This is a genomic window from Vreelandella neptunia (assembly GCF_022489065.1).
GTDB classification, from domain to species: domain Bacteria; phylum Pseudomonadota; class Gammaproteobacteria; order Pseudomonadales; family Halomonadaceae; genus Vreelandella; species Vreelandella neptunia_A.
In genome coordinates this window covers 181,156-204,055 of the sequence record NZ_JAKVTW010000003.1, presented here as the reverse complement: position 1 = coordinate 204,055, position 22,900 = coordinate 181,156, and the positions used below count along the sequence as shown (strand labels likewise).

The window sequence follows — 22,900 nt, the reverse complement described above, 5'->3', positions numbered from 1 at the left end:
CGTTAGGCTCCTTTCACCGCGGCCACTGCCGCCTTATCGTCGGTTTCAACAATCCAGGTATCTTTACTGCCGCCACCTTGGGAAGAATTCACCACTAACGACCCTTCTATCAATGCCACCCGTGTTAAGCCACCGGTGGTGACATGAATTTCAGGCCCGGAAAGTATAAAGGGACGGAGGTCCACATGGCGGGGCTGCGGTAGCCCATTCGCCAGCGTAGGCGTAGTAGACAGTGCCAGGGTGGGCTGCGCCATGTAGTTTCTAGGGTTCGCCTTAATCAAGCGGGCAAACTCTTCGCGGGTCTCTTTGGTAGAGCGAGGGCCAATCAGCATGCCGTAACCCCCCGACTCGTTGGCGGGCTTTACTACCAATTCATCCAAGTGATCGAGCACATAGCGGCGGTCATCCTCGAACATACACAGGTAGCTGGGCACATTGGGCAGCAGCGGCTCCTGATCGAGATAGTAGCGGATCAGCGCAGGCACAAAGGCGTAAACGACTTTGTCATCCGCCACGCCTGCTCCCGGTGCGTTGGCGAGCGCCACTTTCCCCGCCCGCCAAGCGCGCATTAGGCCCGCCACGCCCAGCATAGATTCAGGGTTAAACGCCTCGGGGTCTAAAAACTCATCATCAACGCGGCGGTAAATAACATCAACGCGGCGCATGCCCTCGACCGTGCGCATGTACACCACATCGTCGTCATCAACGAGCAGGTCACTCCCCTGAACCAGTTCAACGCCCATTTGTTGGGCAAGATAGGCGTGCTCAAAGTAAGCAGAGTTATAGATACCCGGGGTCAGCACCACCACTTGAGGGTCATCCCCCGGTCGCGGTGACATCGCAGCTAACATGTCGTATAGCTGCGCCACGTAGTCATCAACAGGCAAAATTTTACCTGACGCAAACAGCTCAGGCAGCACTCTCTTAGTAACGTTACGGTTTTCCAGCATGTACGAGACACCGGATGGAATACGTAAGTTATCCTCCAGCACATAGAGCGTGCCATCCCCATCGCGCACCAGGTCTGACCCGCATACATGAGCCCATACGCCATGAGGGGGATTAACACCCACACACTGAGGACGAAAATTAACCGACTGGGCCAACACTTCGGCGGGCAACACTTTGTCCTTAATGACTTTTTGGTCGTGGTAAAGATCATCAATAAATAAGTTCAGCGCCTGTACACGCTGTTTTAGGCCTGCCTCAGTTTTACGCCACTCACTGGCAGGAATAATCCGCGGCACAATATCAAATGGCCATGCCCGGTCGATCATGGCCCCTTCAGAATAAACAGTGAAGGTAATCCCCATAGTACGGATCGCGATCTCCGCCGCGGTTTTCCGCTCGGCTAACTCTTCTGCGCTAAACCTTGCCAACATGTTGCACAATTCACCCGCTGACTCGCGTGGCTGACCGGGTGCGGCCATCAGCTCATCGTAATAATCACGACACGCATAGTTATTCCAATTCACTTGGCTCATGGGCGCTCTCCTGGCGCTGGGGTGGAAGCGGCAACTTCCTCAATGCTCAGTGTAGGCCTGCCGCGCGCAAAACAATCAAACAATTGAGAGCAATATGCGTACCATCTTTTGCGATATTTCAACGTTCGCTTACTTAAACGCTACTTGACAGAGATTTCTAGCACTTCAAAACGCATTTATGAGCCATCATGGTGCAATAAAGCTGTTCCATATTGGTGCATATCAACATTTCCACTTTAGTTAAACGCCTTAGTTAAGATAGCGGCTGCAAAAAAGTAAAAGTGGAACGATACTTGCGAAACGTTCGGTTATTCCCTAACCCAGCCGACCACCGGTTGATAACGGTTCTCTTGAGGGTGGCCCATGACCATTCGCGTTGCCTTGTATCATCGTACGACTTACCACTTTGACCGTCCGGTGCGTCTTTCGCCCCATGTTATTCGGCTGCGCCCGGCGCCCCACTGCCGCACGCATATTGAGGCATATTCACTCAAACTCTCCGGCGATGACCACTTTTTAAACTGGCAACAGGATCCGTTCGGCAACTTCAATGCTCGCGTGGTCTTCCCCGAACCGCGTAAGGAACTGACCATTGCCGTCGAGCTGATTGCTCCGATGACGGTGATTAACCCGTTCGATTTCTTTTTGGACGACATTGCGCAAACCATTCCCTTTGCTTACCCGGAAGCACTGCGCCAAGAATTAAGCCCCTACCTGGAAATAACCGAGTCTGGGCCGATGTTGATGGAGTGGCTTAAAGCCGTTCCCCGTGAGCCAACCACCACCGTTGACTTCCTGGTTGCGCTGAATCAGCGCCTGCAGGATGACATCGGCTATTTGGTTCGCCTGGAGCCCGGGGTGCAGAGCTGTGAAGAGACCCTCACGCTAGCCAGCGGCTCGTGTCGTGACAGCGCTTGGCTACTGGTGCAGATTTTCCGCCACCTTGGCCTCGCGGCGCGCTTTGTATCAGGCTATCTCATTCAGCTCAAATCTGATGTCAAAGCCCTCGATGGCCCAAGCGGTACAGACGTCGACTTCACCGATCTGCACGCCTGGACGGAGGTATTTCTGCCTGGCGCTGGCTGGGTGGGACTTGACCCCACCTCGGGATTGTTCGCAGGCGAAGGCCATATTCCGCTGGCGGCGACGCCAACGACGGGCAGCGCGGCGGCTATCACTGGATTTTCCGATAAGTGCGAAGTCACGTTTGATGTGACCATGGAAGTGGAACGCATCCACGAAGACCCACGGGTCACCAAGCCTTATAGCGACGAGCAGTGGCAGCGTATCTGCACCCTGGGCGACGAAGTAGATGCCGAGCTTCTTCACGAAGATGTGCGCCTCACCATGGGTGGCGAACCGACCTTTGTCTCGGTCGACGATATGGAGAGCCCACAGTGGAATACCGAAGCGCTAGGCGATCACAAACGTGAGCGCGCAGAAGCACTGCTAACGCGACTGCAGGCCGCCTATGCGCCCGGCAGCGCTATTCAACAGCAACAAGGCAAGTGGTACCCCGGTGAACCGCTACCCCGTTGGGCGCTGGCCTGCTACTGGCGTAAAGATGGCGTGCCGCTATGGCGCGATCCAAAATGGTTGGCCTGTATGGAAGGCGCTCCCAAAGTAGACGCTGATAGTGCGATGGCTCAGCGTTTCACCAAGGCGCTGAGCGAACGCTTAGGGGTCGCAGAACGATACTGGATTCCGGCCTATGAAGATGCCTACTACTACCTTTGGAAAGAGCAGTCGCTGCCGGTTAACGTTGATCCACGTGAAGTGAATCTTAAAGATGATGCCGAACGTCATCGCTTAGCTCGTCTATTGGAGCAAGGCTTGGACGAAGTCGTGGGCTATGCCCTGCCGCTGCGTCACTCAATTAGCCAAGCGCATCGGTGGGAAAGCGGCCGTTGGCCACTTAAACGCGACCATCTATTCCTGGTACCCGGCGACTCACCCATGGGCCTGCGCTTGCCGCTTTCGGCACTGCCTTGGGCTGACCCGGAAGAGCAAGCTCAGCCTGAATCACTGTTTGCAGCACGCCCCGAGCTTGGCGACATTCACGGTGAAGTTGCCCGCCGTAACGCTGAGCAGCTGCATATCAGCGATGCTGAACGCTTGGGTCGCTCTAGCCACCCTAGCCCTTCCCACCCCGAGGGCGAATCCGTTCAACAGCAGCCACGGGCAGACAGCGACCGGGAGAGTGGCGTTATTCACACCAGTCTATGCGTAGAGCCTCGTGATGGCCGTGTACATATTTTCTTGCCACCGCTGACCAGCCTGGAGCACTACCTTGACCTAATTAGTACCATTGAGGAGTGCGCCAAAGAGCTCGCTTGTCCGGTTATGGTAGAGGGCTATTCGCCGCCCCGTGACCCGCGCCTGGAAAACTTTATGATCACCCCGGATCCTGGTGTGATCGAAGTCAACATTATGCCTGCCGCCAGCTGGCAAACTTTGGTCGCTCAAACCGAGCGGCTGTATGCCGAAGCACGTGAAACACGACTAGGCACTGAAAAATTCATGCTGGATGGCCGCCATACCGGTACCGGTGGTGGCAATCATGTCACTCTGGGCGGATTAACGCCTGAAGATTCCCCGTTTTTGCGCCGTCCGGATCTACTCGCCAGCTTAGTGACCTACTGGCAGCACCACCCAAGCCTCTCTTACCTGTTTTCAGGCCTGTTTATTGGCCCGACCAGCCAAGCGCCACGAGTTGACGAAGCGCGTCACGAAGCCCTTTATGAACTGGAAATTGCCCTACAGCAAATGCCCGAAGGCGACGTGGTACAACCCTGGCTGGTCGACCGCTTACTGCGCCACCTGTTAACAGACTTAACCGGCAACACCCACCGCGCCGAGTTCTGTATCGACAAACTCTACTCGCCGGATAGTGATAGCGGGCGCCTTGGATTACTGGAACTACGCGGTTTCGAGATGCCTCCCCATGCGCGCATGGGACTGATGCAGATGCTGCTGATCCGAGCACTCGTCGCACGCTGCTGGAAAACACCCTACCGAGCCAAACCGGTTCGTTGGGGAAGCGCATTACAGGATCGCTGGATGCTGCCCCACTACCTATGGAATGATCTCGACGACGTACTGGGTGACTTACGCCACCACGGCTTCGATTTTGATCTGGAGTGGTTTGCCCCCTTCCTTGAATTTCGCTTCCCGCTGCATGGACGCTTGCACACCCCCATGCTGGATATCGAGCTGCGCCAAGCCATCGAGCCATGGCATGTACTTGGTGAAGAAGCCTCTGCGGGCGGCACTGCCCGCTATGTGGACTCCTCGGTTGAGCGCCTGGAAGTTAAGGTGAGCGGAATGAGCGGTGACCGCTATGTGGTGACCTGCAACGGCCGTAGAGTGCCCCTTTCCGCCACGGGAAGAAACGGCGAAGCGGTAGCCGGCGTGCGCTACCGTGCATGGCAGCCGCCATCGGCGCTGCATCCGCAGATTCCTATTCACGCGCCGCTGGTGTTTGATGTGATCGACACCTGGAACCAGCGCTCCGTTGCAGGTTGCACTTACTACGTCGTGCATCCGACCGGCCGTAACTTCGATACATTCCCCGTCAATGCGTTTGAGGCCGAAGCGCGAAGACTGGGGCGCTTTAGTGACAACGGCCATCGTCATGGCCATCAGGTACCCAAGGTGGAAACACCCAGCCTGGAACTGCCGCAAACGCTCGACCTACGCTGGACGCCAAGCTAATGCTTTTCTCTTAGCGCCTAGTGCAGGATAATCCGCACCTTACCTCTCAGGATTACAAGGATAATGACGGCCCCTGTCTCTCCCTCGCTTCTCGCGCCCGTGGTTAACGGGCTCGTTGAGGATTATTTAAACCAGCTAGGCAAGGGACAGCCCGGCACATTTGACGCCATGCTCGATGGCCAAGGGCAGTTACGCCCTGGTTGGCAGAGCTTACTGGGCTCTTTGGAAAATCTTGGCCCTGCAGGTCGCTATCAGCAGCATGAAGAGATTCAGCGGCTGCTCGCCGAGAACGGCGTGATTTTCAATATGCATGATGAAACCCAGGGGCGTTCGTGGCGGCTAGACCCGCTACCCTGGGTCATTGATGAACCACAGTGGCATGCGCTGGAAGCAGGGCTTACTCAGCGAAGCCGCCTGCTGACCGCTCTTTATGATGATATTTACGGTCCACGAACGCTCTTCGATGCAGGCCTACTTCCAACTCAAGAATTGCTCGCTTCAGCGCACTTATTATTGCCCTGTCACCGTTCGCTCCCCAATGATCGCGCGCCAATTGCTTTTCATGGCGTGGATGTTATTCAGGACATCCACGGCCAATGGCGGGTGATAGCAGACCGATTGCAGGCGCCCTCTGGAACGGGGTTCGCACTCGAAAACCGCATTTTAATGGCGCGTGCATTGCCGGATATGTACCGCAATGCGCCGTTGAAGCGGTTGGCGGGTTTTCTTGATTTGCACCACCGCACATTAATCGCGATGGCCTATCAGCATCGCGACAACCCAACGCTTATTTTATTAACACCGGGGCCTGGCAGCCCACGTTATTTCGAGCACGCTTATTTAGCCAACTATCTCAATATTGCCCTGGTGGAGGGGCAGGATCTCGTTGTGCGCGATACTCAAGTATGGCTGCGCACACTGGGCGGCTTGCAGCCCGTGGATGTGGTATTGCGCCACTGCGACGATGCCTATTGCGACCCGCTTGAACTGCGTGGAGATTCGCAGCTTGGCGTTCCAGGATTATTACAGGCTATGCGTGCCGGCGGTGTGGCCTTATCAAACGCCTTGGGTGTGGGCATTTTAGAAGCGCCGGTCTTAGCAGATTACTTACCCAAACTGTGTGAGCACCTACTGGGTGAAACCCTGCTGTTACCCAACGCCGACGCCACCACTCAGCCAGCCACTGCGCCCATCTTTGATAGCTATCTACAGCGCTTGGAACCCACGACTCTTAACCTGCGCTGCTTTGTGACACGCATGCCAGGCAGCGCAACCAGCAGTAGCAACGCTAAGGGCGAATATCAGGTCATGCCCGGCGGCCTAGCATGGGTAGGAGAGCCAGGCTCTCCCTCCCTCAGCAGTACTATCGTGAAGGATGTATGGGTCACCGCCGCCTCACCCCAGCCCCATGTTAGCCAGCTCCGACAGGCCCGTGGCCCAGTGGTGGCCACCCGCGATGGTACTGACCTACCTAGCCGAGTAGCTGAAAGCCTATTTTGGTTAGGCCGTTACGGTGAACGGTTGGATACCCGCGCGCGCCTGCTGCGTGAAGCGCTTTTGAGACTGATGGAGTACGACCAGGACGAGATCGCCGATCAATTATTGGATGAGCTGCTGCTGGCCCTGGATATCACGACGCTCAATGAAGATGACGAGCACCGCTTGCAGGCACCCTTAATTGGCTTTGATCAAAAACGTGCAGCGCTGCTTGCCCAGTTTGATGACGTGGAACCCCAGGCGCTGCAGCCCCTGTTTTCACAATTAATGCGCAATGCGCGCAGCGTGCGTGATCATCTAGGCGACGATTCCTGGCGAGTAGTCCATCAATTGCGCCAGCGCATGGCTACGTTTAACCCCAGCCTAGGTGCCAGCGCTGCAAGGCGGGCCTGCGAAGGACTTTCCGCGCAGTTAGCGGCGTTCTTTGGTCTGTGCAACGAAACCATGCCGCATCATTACGGCTGGCGGTTTATGGATATCGGCCGCTTTCTGGACCGTGTGCTGGGGCTGCTGTCGCTGCTTAAACTTACCCTGAATGCGCCCCATTCACCGGGACTGGCGCTTTGGGAAGTTGTACTCGCGACGACCGATAACTTTACCGCTTACCGACGCCGCTACCGCAGCGAGCTTCACCCAGCGGCTATTCTAGATCTGCTTCTCTTCGACGAAACCAACCCCCGGTCGGTGGGTTATATGCTAAAACGCATAGAGCGACAAATGGATCGTCTTCCCGGCACTACATCGCCCTACCGTAATGCCGAACGTCGACTGTTAATTCAGGCCAATGCCGCCCTCCATCTTGCGGATATTGATCGCTTGAGCCATTTGGCCGATACCCCAGAAGCGCAAGACGCCTTAGAGCAACTGTTGGATGCTCTGATTGCCCCCTTGAGTGCGCTTTCGGAAGCGATTAGTCAAAGCCACTTCAGCCATGTAGAGCGGCCACGCCAGCTAGTCAGCATGGAGCCAGACGCATGAACTACACGTTGCGGCATACCACCCGCTACCACTACAGCGCCCCGGTGACGCTGTGCCATAGCGAAGCGCGGGTGTTACCACGCAAAACGCCGCACCAGCAGTGTGGCGCTTCAGAACTGCAGATTAGTCCTACGCCACAAGTGCAGATGGAGCGCCGCGATGTGTTCGGCAACCGGGTGCTTTATTTCGCTATGGAAGAAGTCCATCAAACCCTGGATGTCACTGTCGTAACGCCGCTGAACACGCAACCCTTAGCCGCCTTACCCAACGCTTCGCCAACGTGGGAAAACGTTGCTGAACAGCTTAGCCAGGACAACAGCTTTGATGTACAGCTCTACCGACTGGACTCGCCGTTTATCCGCCGTAACGATGAGCTCGCCACCTTCGCCCATAGTTGCTTCACCCCGGGCAGGCCGATTATTGAGGCAGCGTTGGCACTCAATGAGCTGATCTACAAAACATTCGAATACGACCCCAGTTTCACCACACTGGCAACGCCGTTAAGCGAAGTGCTCACTAACCGACGCGGCGTTTGCCAGGATTTCGCTCACCTGGCGATTGGCGCATTGCGTTCGGTAGGTCTCGCCGCCCGCTATGTCAGCGGTTACTTAGAAACGCAGCCGCCACCTGGTCAGCCACGCCTTATAGGCGCAGATGCTTCCCATGCGTGGCTGGCTACGTGGATTCCCGAGTGGGGCTGGCTAGCCCTCGACCCCACCAATGGCACTGTGGCTGGGGAACAGCACCCTGTGTTGGCCTGGGGTAGGGATTACGCTGACGTCGCCCCGCTTAAAGGTGTTATGAATGGTGGCGGCGAGCACCGACTCGAAGTTGAAGTCGACGTAATGCCATTGGCTGTCTGATGCAAACAGCCCCCGACTAAGGTATAAAAGAAGCTCGGCCAGTTTGCTCAGGGAAGATTTAATGCAGCACGGGGTGATTAGTAACAACGCAAGATATACGCCTCAGAGGACTTCCCAGTGCCTACTTTTAGGCTGTTTTTTAATTCTTTTATTTGGCGCTATTGAGCAATTTCATAAGCCCCATTTCGCAGTATTTCAACAATCCGATGAAAACTTACTGCGCCAGTCAACCCATTACAGTGTTGCCCCACTTCCCACTAAACTGCGTATTAAAAAAGATTCATCCAAGTGGCAAACAGATAATGAGCTTTTACCATTATTTGAGCTGTCGGTTAGCAACGCGTTGCCGCCTAACGTCTATGACACACTATTGCTGGCGTTATCTTACGGCCCTATTTTAAACCGAGTAGCCCCTAGCCAGCCATGTTCCTGCCTCACCTTACTCCCGCCAAATCGAGCACCGCCCAACATCGCGGCAAGTTAATTCTCGTTTATTTAATTGTTGCTGGCAGCCAAAAGGGCTCACTGCCAGTGTGCTATAGGTACCGTTTAAAAGGGTTTCCCGTTTATGTTTCCCGTTGATCATCTCATTTTACTTGCTGCGATTTTAATACTAGTGGGCATTGTTTCCAGCAAGCTCTCCGCCCGTCTTGGCTTGCCGGTGTTAGTCCTATTTTTAGTGATAGGCATGCTTGCTGGTGAGAGTGGCATTGGCGGAATCGCCTTCGACAACCCCGCAGGCGCCCATGCGTTAGGTACGCTGGCGCTGGCGATGATTCTGTTCGATGGCGGGCTACAAACCCCCACTTCCTCGATTAAAAAAGTATGGAAGCCTGCTTCACTACTCGCCACAGTCGGGGTACTAATTACCGCTCTTATTACCGGTTTAGCCGCTGCCTATATTCTAGGTCTGCCACTATTAGAGGGTTTTTTACTGGGCGCCATTGTGGGCTCTACAGACGCCGCAGCGGTGTTTTCGTTGTTGCGCAATGCTGGCATACATATTAACAAAAAGCTTAAGTCGACCTTGGAGATTGAAAGCGCCTCGAACGACCCAATGGCTATTTTCTTAACCGTAGGCCTACTAGAGGTACTGGTTAATAACATGGAGCCTGGCGCAGGGTTACTTAAACTTTTTATTCTGCAAATGGGCTTAGGTGGCTTAGTGGGATTAGGGGTTGGCTGGGTATCGGTAAAACTCATCAACCGCATTCACCTGGTCGCCTCTGGGCTTTACCCGGTCATGGTTGCTGCTTGCGGTTTTCTCTCTTTCGGCATCTCAGCCAACCTGGGCGGCAGCGGTTTCCTGGCTATTTTCTTGACTGGGGTGTTCATCGGCAATCACCGAATCGCCTTTCAGCGCAGTACCTTCTTGTTTCATGACGGACTCGCGTGGTTAAGCCAAATCGTGATGTTCGTGGTATTGGGGCTGCTGATTAACCCTGTGTCACTATTGGATGTGTGGCTGGAAGGGCTATTGATCGCGGCAGTGCTTATTTTGGTCGCTCGCCCTATCGCCGTTCTGCCCATCATGAAAATGTTTGGCTTTAATGCTCGTGAAGCCAGCTTAGTCGCTTGGGTTGGGTTACGCGGCTCTGTGCCCATTATTTTAGCTATTTTTCCGCTTATGTTTGGCCTGGAAGGGGCGGAGTTAATTTTCAACGTAGTGTTTTTCGTGGTGCTGATTTCAGCCACTATTCAGGGAACCACGCTGCCCATCGTAGCGCGTAAACTGAGGCTGACCGAAAAGCCACCGGCAGTACCCGCCGCCAGCCTTGAAATTACCGCACTAGAGGAAGTCGATGCCGATATTGTGGAGTACACCTTGAGTGATCACCCCCGTGCGGCAGGACGACGGCTGTCACAAATGGCCCTCCCGGATACCACCGTTGTCGCCATGATTACCCGTGGAAAAGATGTGATCCCCCCACGCGGCTCGACAGAGCTAATGGCGGGTGACCATCTATTTGTGGTGCTACGACCGGAAACGCGAGCGTTTATTGATTGCGTCTTTTCAGACGCTGTTGGGGTCGTCAGCGATGAACTGCCTGACCAGGAGCTAAAGCTCAAAGGTAGCACCAAAATAGATGACTTATGCCATTCGTATGGTTTGTTGATCAAAACAGAGGATGGGCAAACAACGCTGGATTCGCTGATTCGCGATACGCTACCCAGCCAGCCTGAGGTGGGAGCCTCACTACACATTGAGGGAATTATGCTGGCGGTATTAGAAACACTCGGTGGCCGCATCACCACCGTGGGGTTATCAGTACAAGAAAAGCCTAGTGAATAGGTGAAACTACAACGCTTAGCCTCTCAAAACTTAGCCTCGCAAGAGGCTAAGCAAACAGCACCGTTTAGGCAGAGGCGGTTTCGTAAGCAGCCTTGAGACGATAAAACTCTTCTACGATAGCGGCCATTTCATCGGCGTCGTAATTGCAAAGGCCGCTCACGACAAGCTTCTTGGAGCCCACCCCAACCGCTTCACCAGCGGACTCAATCGAGAACTCCAAGCGAGCGTCTGCGCGCTTACCGTGAACCTCCAGCGAAGAGTGGTTCAGCGTTAACCCTGGAGAAAAGCCATCTAAACGCTCAAGGGAAAAGCCCATGCTATCGTAGATCACCAATGGACGTTTAGGGTTAAACATGACCCCATGTTGCTCCATTAAAGGTTTGAGATAGTGCGGAAAATTTTTACCTGAAAACGCGACATAGCAACGAGCAAATGCTTCCACCACAGCGGGATCGTGGGTAATGTCACCACTACGCACCACCTGTAAGTAGCCTTTGCCGCTCTCATCACAAACATGAAGTGTACCGTTGTCTGCTTCGCTAAACTTTATCGGCGTGTCGGCGCCCACCATATTGGTAAACCGAAATTCCATTTGCCGCGACAACCCAAACTTCGTGAGCACGAGTGCAAACAGCAGGTCGCCGGGGACACAAAAGCGCCGTGCATCCGGGTTATGAATAGGGTTGTAGTCACCAGCCACGCCTTTAGCGAAACGACTGGCCTGCTCTGCAGAGATCACTACATACTCTCCGCGCTGCGCGTAAAAATCCTTGAACATGGCGTTTGTTGCCTGCCTAGCGTTGAAATCGAAAACCCGTCACTGCCCAACGCAGCGCATAATGCCATAAAACACGCCCCAACAGGAGTTATCTGCTAGGGAAGCCACTATGTCAGACGTGAACACTCGTAAAAATCGCCTACCTCATCTAATGCAGAGGGTATTGATTGGCCTACTGTTTTTCATCTTAATCTGGGTGGCGGGCAGCTATTGGCTCCTCAACAGCCAGTGGCTGCCCACACGCATTTCACAATTTGAAGGTGTCGATATCCGCTGGGACAAAGGTGCTAGCCGACACCCTGGCCGCTGGGAAGTAGAGGGACTTTATATCGCCCGCCAGGATGAGGCACTGCCCATTACCATTGAAGCCGAACGCGCCACTCTTTCGCTTTCGCTGCTCTCGCTATTACGCGGCGAGCTGCATATCGACGCCCTTGATGCCGAGGGCATTCGCCGCTTGACCGTGGGTGATATCGCGCTTGAAGCTGACGGCCAACTGCAAGTAGCGGAGACCACGCTAAGTCGCGACACCCTAGCGATTCCTAATATTTCCCTCGCCATTACCAATGGTCGTTTAGTTCGCTTGAGCGATCAAGCGACCTTAGTGCGTGATATTAATCTTAATGCTGATGCAACGCTCAATTCGATAACCTCTGTTGACACCAGCAGCGGCGAATTGAACGCCGATCTATTGTCGGCACTTTCTGCACAACTTCAGTTGGACGCACAGGCAGATGCCTGGGATGTGTTTATGCCCTACCTAGGCGCCCTGCCCTGGCTAACCCTGGAGGGGCGAGGAGCGCTATCAGGAGCGCTAATGCTAACAGACGGCATATTACAGCCTGATAGTGAACTCACTCTGGATGCGCCCATGCTGCGCTTAGCCGTTGATGAACAACGTTTGCGCAGCCCCAGTTTGCGTAGCCTCAGTGACTCACCCCGCTGGATAATTGCAGACAATCCCTCGCCACACCATACGGCTACCGGCCAAGGAAGCGTTCGCTTGGCTGTCGAGAACGACCAGCTGCATTTTTCCACGCAGCTTACCGATGTAGAACTCGCTGATACGCACCCTTACGCGGAGCACGCCGAGCTACGCCTTACTACTCAAATTCCTAACCGGCGCCTGGATCAACTGGACCTTCCCACTTCGGCGGCGCTAGCCTTGCGGGGTGATATCACTCGTTTGGATATGCTTGATCGTTACCTGACGCTTGATGGCAAAGGAACGGATAGTGAACAAAAAAGCATCGATGGGCCTAATAGTGACGGCCCCGATTCTGCGAAACAGGCTATCCGTCTTACCGGCCATGGCCAAATTGAGGCCTCGGCGAGCATTCGCCAATCGCGTCCTTTTGATGCCCAACTGAACATTCAAGCGCCGGAACTCGCCGCCGATACGCTCGGCTTTATCGCTCAAGGAAGTGGCTCACTTAATGCCCAACTTACGCCAGAGGAGACCATCGAGGCAACGCTCAGCTTTACCGATGCCACGCTGCACCACCAAGAGCGCCAACTGCTTGCCAATGCCGATATCAATATCGACGCTACCAGCCCCATTGATACTGAAACAGTACGTGAAGAGGCCTCAGCAACGCTAAGCTGGACAAGGGCGCGTCTACCGAATATCGCTGTTTTACAAAGCTACTTAGAGGCAATTTTGCCAGACCCAGCGCCACTGCAGTTACTTAGCGGGCAAGCTGAAAGTCACGGTCGGCTTTCGATTGCGTCAGAACAGCTAAGCGGAGAGATACATTTAGCTGGCAACGGGCTTACTACGCGCTGGCAGCACGGTGAGCAGGCGGGTGCGCTCACCAGTGATATGCAGCTGTTCCTACCCATTCAGCAGGCAGCGATGGATGGCTCAACGCTGGATATCAGCGGTACCCGGTTAAACTGGCAATTGGCCGACACCGACCAACCAAGCGAGCGTTTAGACAGCGTACTAGCGTTGTCCGACGGCCGTTTTCAGCGGCAAAATGACGAGCCTAGCGGCCAGTTTACCCTTGCAGGAAGCGTGCAGCAGCTCGGTTTTTTAAATACCTTCTTGCCTGACGCTCACGGGCTGACCATCGCCGGTGAAGGCCAGTTGTTTGCCCAAGGCGCCTTTAGCAATGACCGCTTGCTGGCCCCCACCCGTTTACGGGTCAATGCCGACCAGCTCGAAGTCTCGTTTTTAGACTATCTTGTCACCGGTCGGGGTGAGCTTACCGCTCAATTAGATAGCCCCGAGCAGGCCCAACTCTCGCTTGGCATTCCCCGCTTTGCGTTAAGACGCCAAGATGATGACAGCCCGCACCTGGAGGGCCGCCATTTTGCCCTTACGACGCAAACCGAGCAGTTTAGCGATGTGCTCGAATCCCCTCATCCCGAGCACTTCACTACCCGTATAGCGCTGCCCATTACCGAGGTGCCCGACTTCACTCGTTATAACCGCTACTTGCCTGAAGGAGCGGGTATCACCTTACTTGGCGGGCAAGCCAGACTTGAAAGCGAGTGGTTACTGGAAGGACTAAATGCCCAGGGAGAAATAACGCTACGCGCCTTTGGTGCCGAGTTAGCACTGCTAGACCAGCGGCTTCGCGGTGATTTGCATCTCTACTTGCATTTAACCGAAGGCGACCTGGAAACACGGCGCTTTACCGCCAATGATTCACTTCTACGCCTGGAAAATGTTTTCCGTCAGAGCGAGGATGGCACTCAGGACGCAGGTTGGTGGGTACAGCTTTCCATGCTGAATGGCCAGCTAGCGTGGGAAAACCCCATTCGCTTAGCCAGCCAGCTACGTCTTGAAATGCGTGACACCGGGTTACTTGCACGACTTTTTCTAGCCCGTGCCCGAGACAGTGACTGGTTAGGCCGTTTGCTAGATGTTCATGATATTAAAGGTACCGCGCAACTACAGATCAATGGCGAGCAAATTAGCCTGCAAGACTTGACGCTGACCGGCGGACCGCTGCTGCTACTTTCCGATATCACGCTGGCAGAACGCAGCGCTAACGGCGCACTTTATGCGCGCCTTGGGGTACTGGGATTAGGCGTGGAATTGAGAGATAGCGAGCCAACCCTGCGGGTTATTCAACCGCGCCGCTGGTTTGATCGCTGGCGGGATGCGCATCGTTTTCCTAGGCCGTAATCATTAACCCTTCGTCTTTTTGCGATCACGGCGAATCATCCTCACCCGCTCTTTGGCCTTTTGTGGGGTAGAGAGGGGCGCCGCCGTCTCATCAAGGGTTTTTGGCGGAACCGTCACCCAGGCAAAGACCGGCAGTGCTAGGTGCCAATGGATCGCCGCCAAACGCAGCCCTAATGTCACGCTTAATGAAGCGGCAATCGCTATAGTGAGCGGCACTCCCAAAGCATGTAGTGCCACGTAAACGATCCCGCCCGCCATGGCGGCCGTCGCGTAAATCTCTTCGCGCAGCACCATGGGCACCCGCTGGGCCAACACATCACGAATCATGCCACCTGCCACACCGGTCATCATGCCCATCAACACGGCCACCATGCCGGATGTGCCCAGCAGCAGCGCTTTATGGGCACCAATGACGGTGAACAGCGCTAACCCGAATGCATCGGCGATGGGCAAAAAGCCCCGCGACAGGCGGTGGATATAGTGAAACCCCATGACCGACACGCCCACGGTGGCTAAAATCACCCACAGATAAGTTGGATCTGTCACCCAGAACACCGGCCGAACACCGAGTACTAAATCACGCAGCGTGCCCCCGCCAATACCGGTCACCGCTGCCAGCACCAGCATGCCAATCGGATCCATGCGCGAACGGCACGCCAAAATCACGCCCGACAGCGCGAACACGATGACACCCGCCATATCCAGCCAGTAGACCACGCCCGACACGCCCTTCTCCTTTAATTTCACTACTTATGAAGGCAGGCAGGATAGCACTCTCTTCAACATGAGTGGCACGCCACAATGACCACAATCCGTTTAGAGACCTTGACGCTTTAACCACGCTTTCAAAAAAGCAATTTCACTCTCCTGAGCAGCAATAATTTCCTCGGCCAGCTGACGAATCTCGTCGTCTTCGCCGTGCTCCAGCACAATTTCCGCCATGGCAATCGCACCCTCGTGGTGAGGAATCATGCCTTGCGCGAAATCGACATCAGGGTTGCCTGTGAACGCCATTGCCATATCTTCGTGCATACGTTCACTGGCGGCTTGGTAGGCGGCCACGGCAGGGTTATCGCTGTGGGAGTCGGCAGCGGTTCGTTGGTCACCGTGACTACCATGGTGACCGTGCTCTTGGGCATAGATATACGGCGCTACCAGCACTCCGGCTACTACACATAGGCTTGCAGCCATTTTCAAAACAGAGGATGGCCGGACAGTGGACAACGGGCTGTTGGCATAAATAGGCATAGCAATGCTCTTATCGGCAGTGATGGTAATTAAAGTTTAAAACCTACAGGCAGCCCACAGGTCAAGACGTGCCAAGTGAGTTACCCTGTAAGGCATCACCGATACATTGCATTGGAGAGCACATGGACTGGAATCCGGCTTACAGCTGGCTGGTACTCGCCCTGCTATTAAGTTTGGCAGAGCTGACCTCTGGCGCGATGGTACTGCTTGCGCTGGGTATCGCCGCGGCGCTAACGGCGGCGGTTACTGCACTGGGATTAACGCTCCCTTGGCAAATGCTCAGCATGGCTATTTTTGCGGGAGTACTGCTGCCGCTATGCGTTATGGTCATTCGTCCTCGCTTCTCTCCCCGGGGGGTGGCTTACGGCACCACTGGCACAGGCGTCGAGAAAGGCAATCACTACACAACCCTGCGGCGTGATTTTGATGATGCCACTGGCATTAAAGTGAATGGTGATTTCTACCGTTTACGCGACCTTGATAGTGGTGAAACCGAGTTCCCCACAGGTACAACGGTGGTGTTTAGGCGTTTTGAAGGTACTACCGCTTTGGTCACGCTACATCAACCCGCAGACATCGCTCCTCAAGATGACAATTCTCTACGCAAGGAACCTTAATCATGGATTTACCTATTAGCCCAGGTTTAATAATCAGCCTAATTGTTGTGGCAATCGCGGTCATGATCATTTCTAAAGGCTTAATCATTATCCGTCAATCTGAAGTCATGGTGGTGGAACGGCTCGGGTCTTTCAATCGCGTATTGGAAAGTGGTATTAACATTATTATCCCGTTTATCGAACAACCCCGCGCCATCACCATGCTGCGCTATCGCAAACTCGGAGAGGAATACACCGCGATCACCACAGATGAAATCAGGATCGACCGCCGCGAAACGGTCATGGACTTCCCCGGCCAGCCGGTGGTTACCACCGATAACGTCACGGTGCGTATCAATGGCGCGCTCTACTACCAGATTATTGACCCTAAGCGGGCCGTTTATGAGGTCGTCAATATGAGCCAGGCAGTTGAGGTACTGGCCAAGACAACACTGCGTTCAGTCGTCGGCAAGATGGAGCTGGATAAGCTGTTCGAATCCCGCGCGGAAGTGAACAATGAGATCCAGGCGGCAATGGAAGAGCCCGCTTCTAAGTGGGGCATAAAAATATCTCGCGTAGAAGTGCAGGATATAGCCATGCCGGAAGAGGTGGAAACCGCCATGCGCCTGCAAATGGCCGCTGAGCGTAAACGCCGTGCGACCGTCACCGAAGCAGAAGGTGAAAAATCAGCGGCAATTGCCATGGCCCAGGGCCAACGTGAGTCATCGATTCTTAACGCTCAAGGCGATAAAGAGTCCGCTATTCTGCGCGCACAGGGTGAGCAGGAGTCTATTAAGCTCGTACTTAGCGCCATCGGGGATAGTGAGGAGAATAAGCGCACGGTAGTGGGTTACCTGCTCGGTCAAAGCTATATCAAGGTGCTGCCTAATATGGCGAAAGATGGCGAACGGGTATTCGTGCCTTATGAATCGTCGGCGCTGCTTGGTTCCATGGGTATGTTCCGCGAAATGGCCGGTTCACCTGAAGATACGGTGGGTAATCACCTTAAAAACCGTGGTGGCAGTGATAACGATTTTCGTAGTGGGATAGTAGGCGGAGCCGTCAGCGGCCACTAATCACGCGACCAATAAACCACAGACATTGTGATAAGCCGGGCCCCAAGGGGTCTGGCTTTTTTGTGCTCTCCATTTATCCGTTACCCGTCATCAAACGTTGAAGTAAACATCATCGCCCGGACCCATTTTTAGCTAAACTAGCTACCATCCGCTCATAAATTCTGGGCGAAATACTGTATTAATCCTTCGTTTTGTCATCGGTTGATGCAACTATCCATGGAATGTATATCTTGTTCTAAATCAGGACGTTCACCATGCTGCTTCGTGGTTACATCGTACGCCATGGCATTCGGTTATTGATATTTCTTGCCGTGTTATTGGCATCTGCTAGTGCGTTAGAGGCAGATACCTTACCCCAGCCGCTAAACAGCTGGGAGTACCGCTGGGGCGACTCTCCGCCAAATGTCGATGGCACCCCGGCATGGCTCTATAGCGATGCGATCGAATGGGAATCAACTGCCTCGCCTTCCAATCCGCCAGGGCGAGAAGGCCACCAACACCTTTGGTTGCGTACCACGCTACCTGAAGGCGAATGGAACGACCCGGTACTCTTTATTACCAGCATTAACCTGATCGGCCAAGCCTATCTTGGTGATCAATTGATTTATCAGTATGGCGAGTTTGATGAGCAGGGCCGTGGCGAGTTTGCAGGCTGGCCCTGGCATATGATCGACCTTCCCGACGACGCTGCCGGTCAAATACTCACTTTTCGACTCTACTCCTACTACACCAGCATTGGCTTATGGGGCCAAGTTCAGGTAATGGAACGCATTGAGGTTTTAAAGCAAGTTATTCATGACTCCGCCCAGGATCTTGGCGTTAGTGCGCTGGTCTTGGTGTTGGCAATTCTAGCCTCAATTTTTGCGCTCATCGGCCCTGAACGTAGAGGTTTTGGGGCAATCGCCCTGTTTGCTTTTGCAACGGGCTTAATGTTGATTGCGGAGGCGCCCGCTCGACAATTAATCGCCAGCGATGCGCTGATGTGGGATACGCTGCGGGCAGGCAGCTACTACACGCTGCCTGTTGCGTTAGGTCTGCTACTAAGCCACTGGCTCGAAGGCTCTGCCAAACGTTGGCTGACACAACTGTGGCGTCTGCACCTTGCTTATTTGATAGTGGCCATCAGCCTGGTAAAGCTAGGGTTTATTAGCCTATCAATGACCTTTCCAATTTTTGATGCACTGTTAGCCGTTACATTACCGGTTATGCTGATGCTTGCGCTGTTCCGTTTTCCCAAACTGAGTCTTGAACAGCGGCTGTTAGTTGTGAGTTTCACCTTTTTCGCGCCACTGCTAGTGACCGATATGCTAGTAGCGCACGGCTTTATCTCGTGGCGCCCTATTCCTCTAAGCTATGGCACACTCGCATTTTCTCTGGCTAATGCCGCCATTTTTCTATGGCACTATCGACGTACTCAGCAGTCACTGGCGATCTCAAATGAAACGCTTGAGCTTCAAGTGGCAGCGCGCACGGCAGAACTAGACCGCCTAGTGCATGAACTGGAGGGTCTCTCTTTCGAGGATCCCCTTACGGGGCTTCATAATCGTCGTCATTTCAATACCGTATTCGATCATGAATGCCGTCGCGCGCAACAAAACAGCAGCCACCTATCATTACTGATGCTGGATGTAGACCATTTTAAAAAGATTAACGACCATTTTGGCCACGATGCTGGTGATAGCGTACTGGTAGAGATCGCATCGCGACTTCGGCAGCACTTTCATGGCATGGACGTTGTCTGCCGCTTCGGCGGTGAAGAGTTTATCGCCCTGTTGCCAGCCACGTCCGTAAACGCAGCCCAAGAGCACGCAAATGCCCTCCTGAAAGCGGTTTCACAGCAAGCGATGATTTATCATGGGGAGCCGCTGGGCCAGGTCACACTCTCCTGCGGAGTCGCCTCGTTCCCAAACCATACCGAAGAGCCCCAGAAATTGCTGAGACTCGCCGATGAAGCGCTTTATCAGGCCAAGCACAGCGGCCGTAACCGCTGTGTAGTGTGGGCCGAATCGCATCAAGCCCAGCAGTTTATGTTGGCCACTGAAGGCAGTTCGATTGGCTTGATGGCTAGGGTGAATCGGTCGCCAGAAAGTGATCAATAAATACAGCGTAATCCTGTTCTGTACAGTCGGCGTAGGCGACTGCCAGTGTAGAAATAACCTCGACAAACTGAGATTCCCGCCCTTTCAGTCGTTGGCAAACCGCTTTGGCAAAGCGTGTCGCATCACCTTGATTAAGCGCCTGGGCGCCACGCAGGTGCTCACGCGCGAGAATCTCTCCCCACTGTTGCGCCAGCTTGCGGTATGACTTTCCACCCGAGAGCTTATGGGTCGGCATATCTTTTTTGAACGGGGAGCGCTCACGCACCGAAAACACCTTGCCGTTCATCGTCAGCCAGCCAAGATAGGCATCGGGATGCTCAGCATTGGCATGAAATGCCGCAGCATGGCGAATACCTTCATTGGGAAACAGCTTGCGCCATGCCTGCTGCTGGTCTTTATTCATAAGCCGAAACGCCTCTGGCGTCACCTGCTCTTTAACATCCAGAATAATGTCATCGTGTTCGTGCTCAACGCCCCCTTCAATCAATACATAATAGCGTTCGACACCTAGCGATCCTGTGCCTGCATCCAGGCGCCGAGCCGTATCCTTCACGCGAAAATGGTGGGGGTCACTCTCCTTGATGGTATGTTGCAGTGTCTGCTGATACTCCTGCTCAATCAGACGACGTAGCTGGCTGGCTACATCCGCCGGCAGGTTAGCGAGTTTGCCGGGACGCTCAGCGAATTGACGGCCTTTATGGTCATCAAGCCTCGTCCACTTTTCGAGCATCCGCGCACGGCTCTGTTTGTCCGCCACTTTGCTCATAAACGGCTTCAGCGGGCCTTTGGCGGTATCGAGGGTAACAGCGTGAATAGGCTTAGCATCGACGTGATCAGCAAGGGTATGATAATAGCCCTCTATCAATTTTTTAAGCGCCTTATCAATCGCTTTGGCGTCCAGCTCTGCGTTCTCACGGCCATCTAATACCACGCTGATGGCCAGTCGCCACACATCGTATTGGTAGTCACCAATCAACGCATCATCGAAGTCATCCATGCCATAACGCACTTGGTCGTCATGATGTCCATAGGCGCCAAAGTTATAGACGTGAGCATCGCCTTGCAGCCATGTTTGGGTTGCTGGCCACCCGCCAAACAGAGCAAAGCGCCAATCGTGCCAAACGTCGTGCCAGAAAAGATGATTACTGCCTCGGTAAAAGCGGTAAGGCGACGCAGCCATTTTGGCGTATTTGGCTTGGCGGGTGGCCGTCGCCAATGTTTTATTGGCCTGATGGGTTGCTTCAATCACCTGCTGAGGGCGGTTATGTCCAGTCAATGCATGGCTCATTGCGTTGCCTTTGTCGATGCATGTCAGTGCCTACAAGCACTTTGCTATCACTGTAGCCGATGAACATGAATAGATTAAGTCACTGCCCTCCACCCGCCATGTCTATTACCCCAGGCGGGTAAAGCCACGGGGAGCAGCAATACGGAAGAAACGCTCGACCACCTCGGCACGGGTAGCAGGTGTTATTAATGAGACTGCCACAAATACCGGTAAATTGAGCATCAGCCCCCAGAACCCAGCGTGAACCCCCAGCGGATGCGGCCAGAGCGTGGTAAACGCGACGGTAATCAAAAAACCCACCACGATACCGGCCATCACGCCCAAGCGAGAAGCTCGCGGCCAGAAGAACATACCAATAAACGCAGGTAGCACTTGAGAAGCAAAACCCAGCCCCACCAGCAAAATCATCACCAGGCTACCAGGCTCGGCAATCGCCAATGGTGCCACCACCAGGAACATAATGGGAAGAATCAGCAGCCTGGCTAGCTTGCCGGTGACACCATCAGAGAGTTTTAAAACGGGTTGCAGCACATCTTTACTGAGCGAGAGTGATACCGAATGAATAAACGGCTCGCTAGAGGACATTGATGCTGCCAGAGTGCCCGCCCCCAATAGCCCAACAAGCACGACCGGTAAATGCTGCATGGCGTACTCAAGGACGACAGTATCTGCCCTAGCCAGCTCTGGAAGTGAGAAAATACCAATAAAGCCCACGACCACCATGGGTAGGATGACAATATAGTAGGTAGGTAGCCATGTGGCGCTACGACGAATCGTGCGCGCGGAGGATGCGCTCATCCACTGGGTCCATACAGGTGGCATAAACGAAAACATCGAGACGATGATAGAGGTCGTCCAGAAGCTAAAGCTCATATCCCATCCTGCCCCTGGCAGGGTAAGAAACTCACTGTGATCAGCCTGAATGCGCTCAAATACACCTGCAAAACTTAAGCCACCGGTGGCGCTATGCACCGCCCATAGGCCAACCGCCCAGGCAACGATCAGCATTAACACCCCCTGAAACGCATTGGTGCGGCCAATGGCCCGCTGGCCGCTGGCGTAGAGATAAACCGCAATACAGCCAAGCACCAGCACGACGCCCAACCAAATGGGAATCAAGCCACCACTCATCACAAACAGAATATAAGCCGAGCCGATCGTTTGTAGCACTGCATAGGCGACTGAACCAATCGCCATGACTAACGCTGCCAGTGCACCTAAAGCGGGGCTTTGGTAGCGATCAGCAATCGCGCTTGCTTGGGTGACATGGCCAAATTTTTCGCCGAATGCCCACACCTTGGGCCCAAAGTACCAAGCCACCAGCGCCAAATATGCAAGGTAGATCGCCACGTAAAATACCGCGACACCTTTGGAGTAAGCCCAACCCGGCGCGCCCATAAAGGTGTAAGCACTCACACTACCGGCTGCAATTAATAGGTAAAGCGTAATAGGCCCCATACTGCGCCCTGCCACGCCCCACTCTTCCAGGCTGTTCATATCGGCTCTATTAGCACGCGCGCCTCGGGCGCGCAGGCCAATAACCATGGCGATAGCCACATACGTCAGCGTAATCAGCAGTGGCCAAGGGCTATTCATGGTCGTCTCGCTCTACAATGTGGTTGCCGATCAACATGACCGCTACACAGGCGAAAATAACCAAGTAACTCCACACCACCATCAGCGGTAGCCCCATTACCAGCGTTGCCCGGTTGACCAAGCCGATTACCGGCCACGTTCCCGCTATTACCAGCGCCACAAAAGCGATTAATAACCCCCACCCCGCACGGGAAGTGGGCAGAACGATCAAACGTCGCATCAATGTTCCCCTTAGTTATCTAACGACTGGTTTA

The 22,900-nt window shown here is 54.2% G+C and carries 16 protein-coding genes; 9 read left to right on the top strand and 7 right to left on the bottom strand.

Annotation, left to right across the window (positions count from 1 at the left end; genetic code table 11):
• Positions 1-2: 2 nt before the first annotated feature.
• Entirely contained in the window at positions 3-1,484 is a 1,482-nt protein-coding gene (locus tag MLE19_RS07100) for a circularly permuted type 2 ATP-grasp protein (protein WP_240717447.1), read from the bottom strand.
• Between the two features lie 363 nt (positions 1,485-1,847).
• Between MLE19_RS07100 and MLE19_RS07095 the strand changes: the two genes are divergently transcribed.
• From MLE19_RS07095 to MLE19_RS07075, 5 genes are all read left to right on the top strand, one after another.
• Positions 1,848-5,198: a DUF2126 domain-containing protein gene (locus tag MLE19_RS07095; RefSeq protein WP_240717445.1), complete on the top strand. Its 3,351-nt coding sequence runs from the start codon at positions 1,848-1,850 to the stop codon at positions 5,196-5,198.
• Between the two features lie 63 nt (positions 5,199-5,261).
• Positions 5,262-7,673, top strand: a complete 2,412-nt coding sequence (locus tag MLE19_RS07090) for a circularly permuted type 2 ATP-grasp protein (protein ID WP_240717443.1) — start codon at positions 5,262-5,264, stop codon at positions 7,671-7,673.
• Positions 7,670-8,536: a transglutaminase family protein gene (locus MLE19_RS07085; RefSeq protein WP_240717440.1), complete on the top strand. Its 867-nt coding sequence runs from the start codon at positions 7,670-7,672 to the stop codon at positions 8,534-8,536. The genes MLE19_RS07090 and MLE19_RS07085 overlap by 4 nt, the downstream gene beginning before the upstream one ends.
• A gap of 61 nt (positions 8,537-8,597) precedes the next feature.
• Positions 8,598-9,020: a hypothetical protein gene (locus MLE19_RS07080; RefSeq protein ID WP_240717438.1), complete on the top strand. Its 423-nt coding sequence runs from the start codon at positions 8,598-8,600 to the stop codon at positions 9,018-9,020.
• A gap of 84 nt (positions 9,021-9,104) precedes the next feature.
• Positions 9,105-10,829, top strand: coding sequence for a potassium/proton antiporter (locus tag MLE19_RS07075; protein ID WP_240717437.1), 1,725 nt, complete (start codon positions 9,105-9,107; stop codon positions 10,827-10,829).
• 64 nt (positions 10,830-10,893) lie between these two features.
• Here the strand turns inward: MLE19_RS07075 and MLE19_RS07070 are convergent, their stop codons facing one another.
• Positions 10,894-11,607, bottom strand: coding sequence for a DUF3581 family protein (locus MLE19_RS07070; RefSeq protein ID WP_240717436.1), 714 nt, complete (start codon positions 11,605-11,607; stop codon positions 10,894-10,896).
• Positions 11,608-11,716: 109 nt separating this feature from the next.
• On the opposite strand from MLE19_RS07070, the gene MLE19_RS07065 reads away from it, so the two are divergent.
• Entirely contained in the window at positions 11,717-14,743 is a 3,027-nt protein-coding gene (locus MLE19_RS07065) for a hypothetical protein (RefSeq protein WP_240717435.1), read from the top strand.
• Positions 14,744-14,746: 3 nt separating this feature from the next.
• Here MLE19_RS07065 and MLE19_RS07060 read toward each other — a convergent pair whose 3' ends face one another.
• Together MLE19_RS07060 and copM are read right to left on the bottom strand one after the other, a co-directional pair.
• A complete protein-coding gene (locus MLE19_RS07060) occupies positions 14,747-15,469 on the bottom strand; it encodes a trimeric intracellular cation channel family protein (protein WP_240717433.1) in 723 nt (240 codons plus the stop codon).
• Positions 15,470-15,559: 90 nt separating this feature from the next.
• Positions 15,560-15,991 carry a CopM family metallochaperone gene (gene copM, locus MLE19_RS07055; RefSeq protein ID WP_240717431.1) on the bottom strand — a complete coding sequence of 144 codons (432 nt, stop codon included), beginning with the start codon at positions 15,989-15,991 and terminating at the stop codon, positions 15,560-15,562.
• A gap of 122 nt (positions 15,992-16,113) precedes the next feature.
• Between copM and MLE19_RS07050 the strand changes: the two genes are divergently transcribed.
• The 3 genes from MLE19_RS07050 (at position 16,114) to MLE19_RS07040 (ending at position 19,762) form a co-directional block, all read left to right on the top strand.
• The gene (locus MLE19_RS07050) at positions 16,114-16,608 is read left to right on the top strand and encodes a nodulation efficiency, NfeD-like protein (RefSeq protein ID WP_240717429.1); all 495 of its coding nucleotides are present in this window, start codon (positions 16,114-16,116) and stop codon (positions 16,606-16,608) included.
• 2 nt (positions 16,609-16,610) lie between these two features.
• Entirely contained in the window at positions 16,611-17,663 is a 1,053-nt protein-coding gene (locus MLE19_RS07045) for an SPFH domain-containing protein (RefSeq protein ID WP_240717427.1), read from the top strand.
• A 254-nt stretch (positions 17,664-17,917) separates the two neighbouring features.
• Positions 17,918-19,762: a GGDEF domain-containing protein gene (locus MLE19_RS07040; protein ID WP_240717426.1), complete on the top strand. Its 1,845-nt coding sequence runs from the start codon at positions 17,918-17,920 to the stop codon at positions 19,760-19,762.
• Here MLE19_RS07040 and MLE19_RS07035 read toward each other — a convergent pair.
• The 3 genes from MLE19_RS07035 to MLE19_RS07025 form a co-directional block, all read right to left on the bottom strand.
• Positions 19,728-21,050, bottom strand: a complete 1,323-nt coding sequence (locus MLE19_RS07035) for a DUF2252 domain-containing protein (protein ID WP_240717424.1) — start codon at positions 21,048-21,050, stop codon at positions 19,728-19,730. The two genes, MLE19_RS07040 and MLE19_RS07035, sit on opposite strands and share 35 nt — an antisense overlap.
• 105 nt (positions 21,051-21,155) lie before the next feature.
• Positions 21,156-22,646, bottom strand: a complete 1,491-nt coding sequence (locus MLE19_RS07030) for a sodium:solute symporter family protein (RefSeq protein WP_240717423.1) — start codon at positions 22,644-22,646, stop codon at positions 21,156-21,158.
• Positions 22,639-22,866, bottom strand: a complete 228-nt coding sequence (locus MLE19_RS07025; RefSeq protein WP_240717422.1) for a hypothetical protein — start codon at positions 22,864-22,866, stop codon at positions 22,639-22,641. The genes MLE19_RS07030 and MLE19_RS07025 overlap by 8 nt, the downstream gene beginning before the upstream one ends.
• Positions 22,867-22,900: the final 34 nt, after the last annotated feature.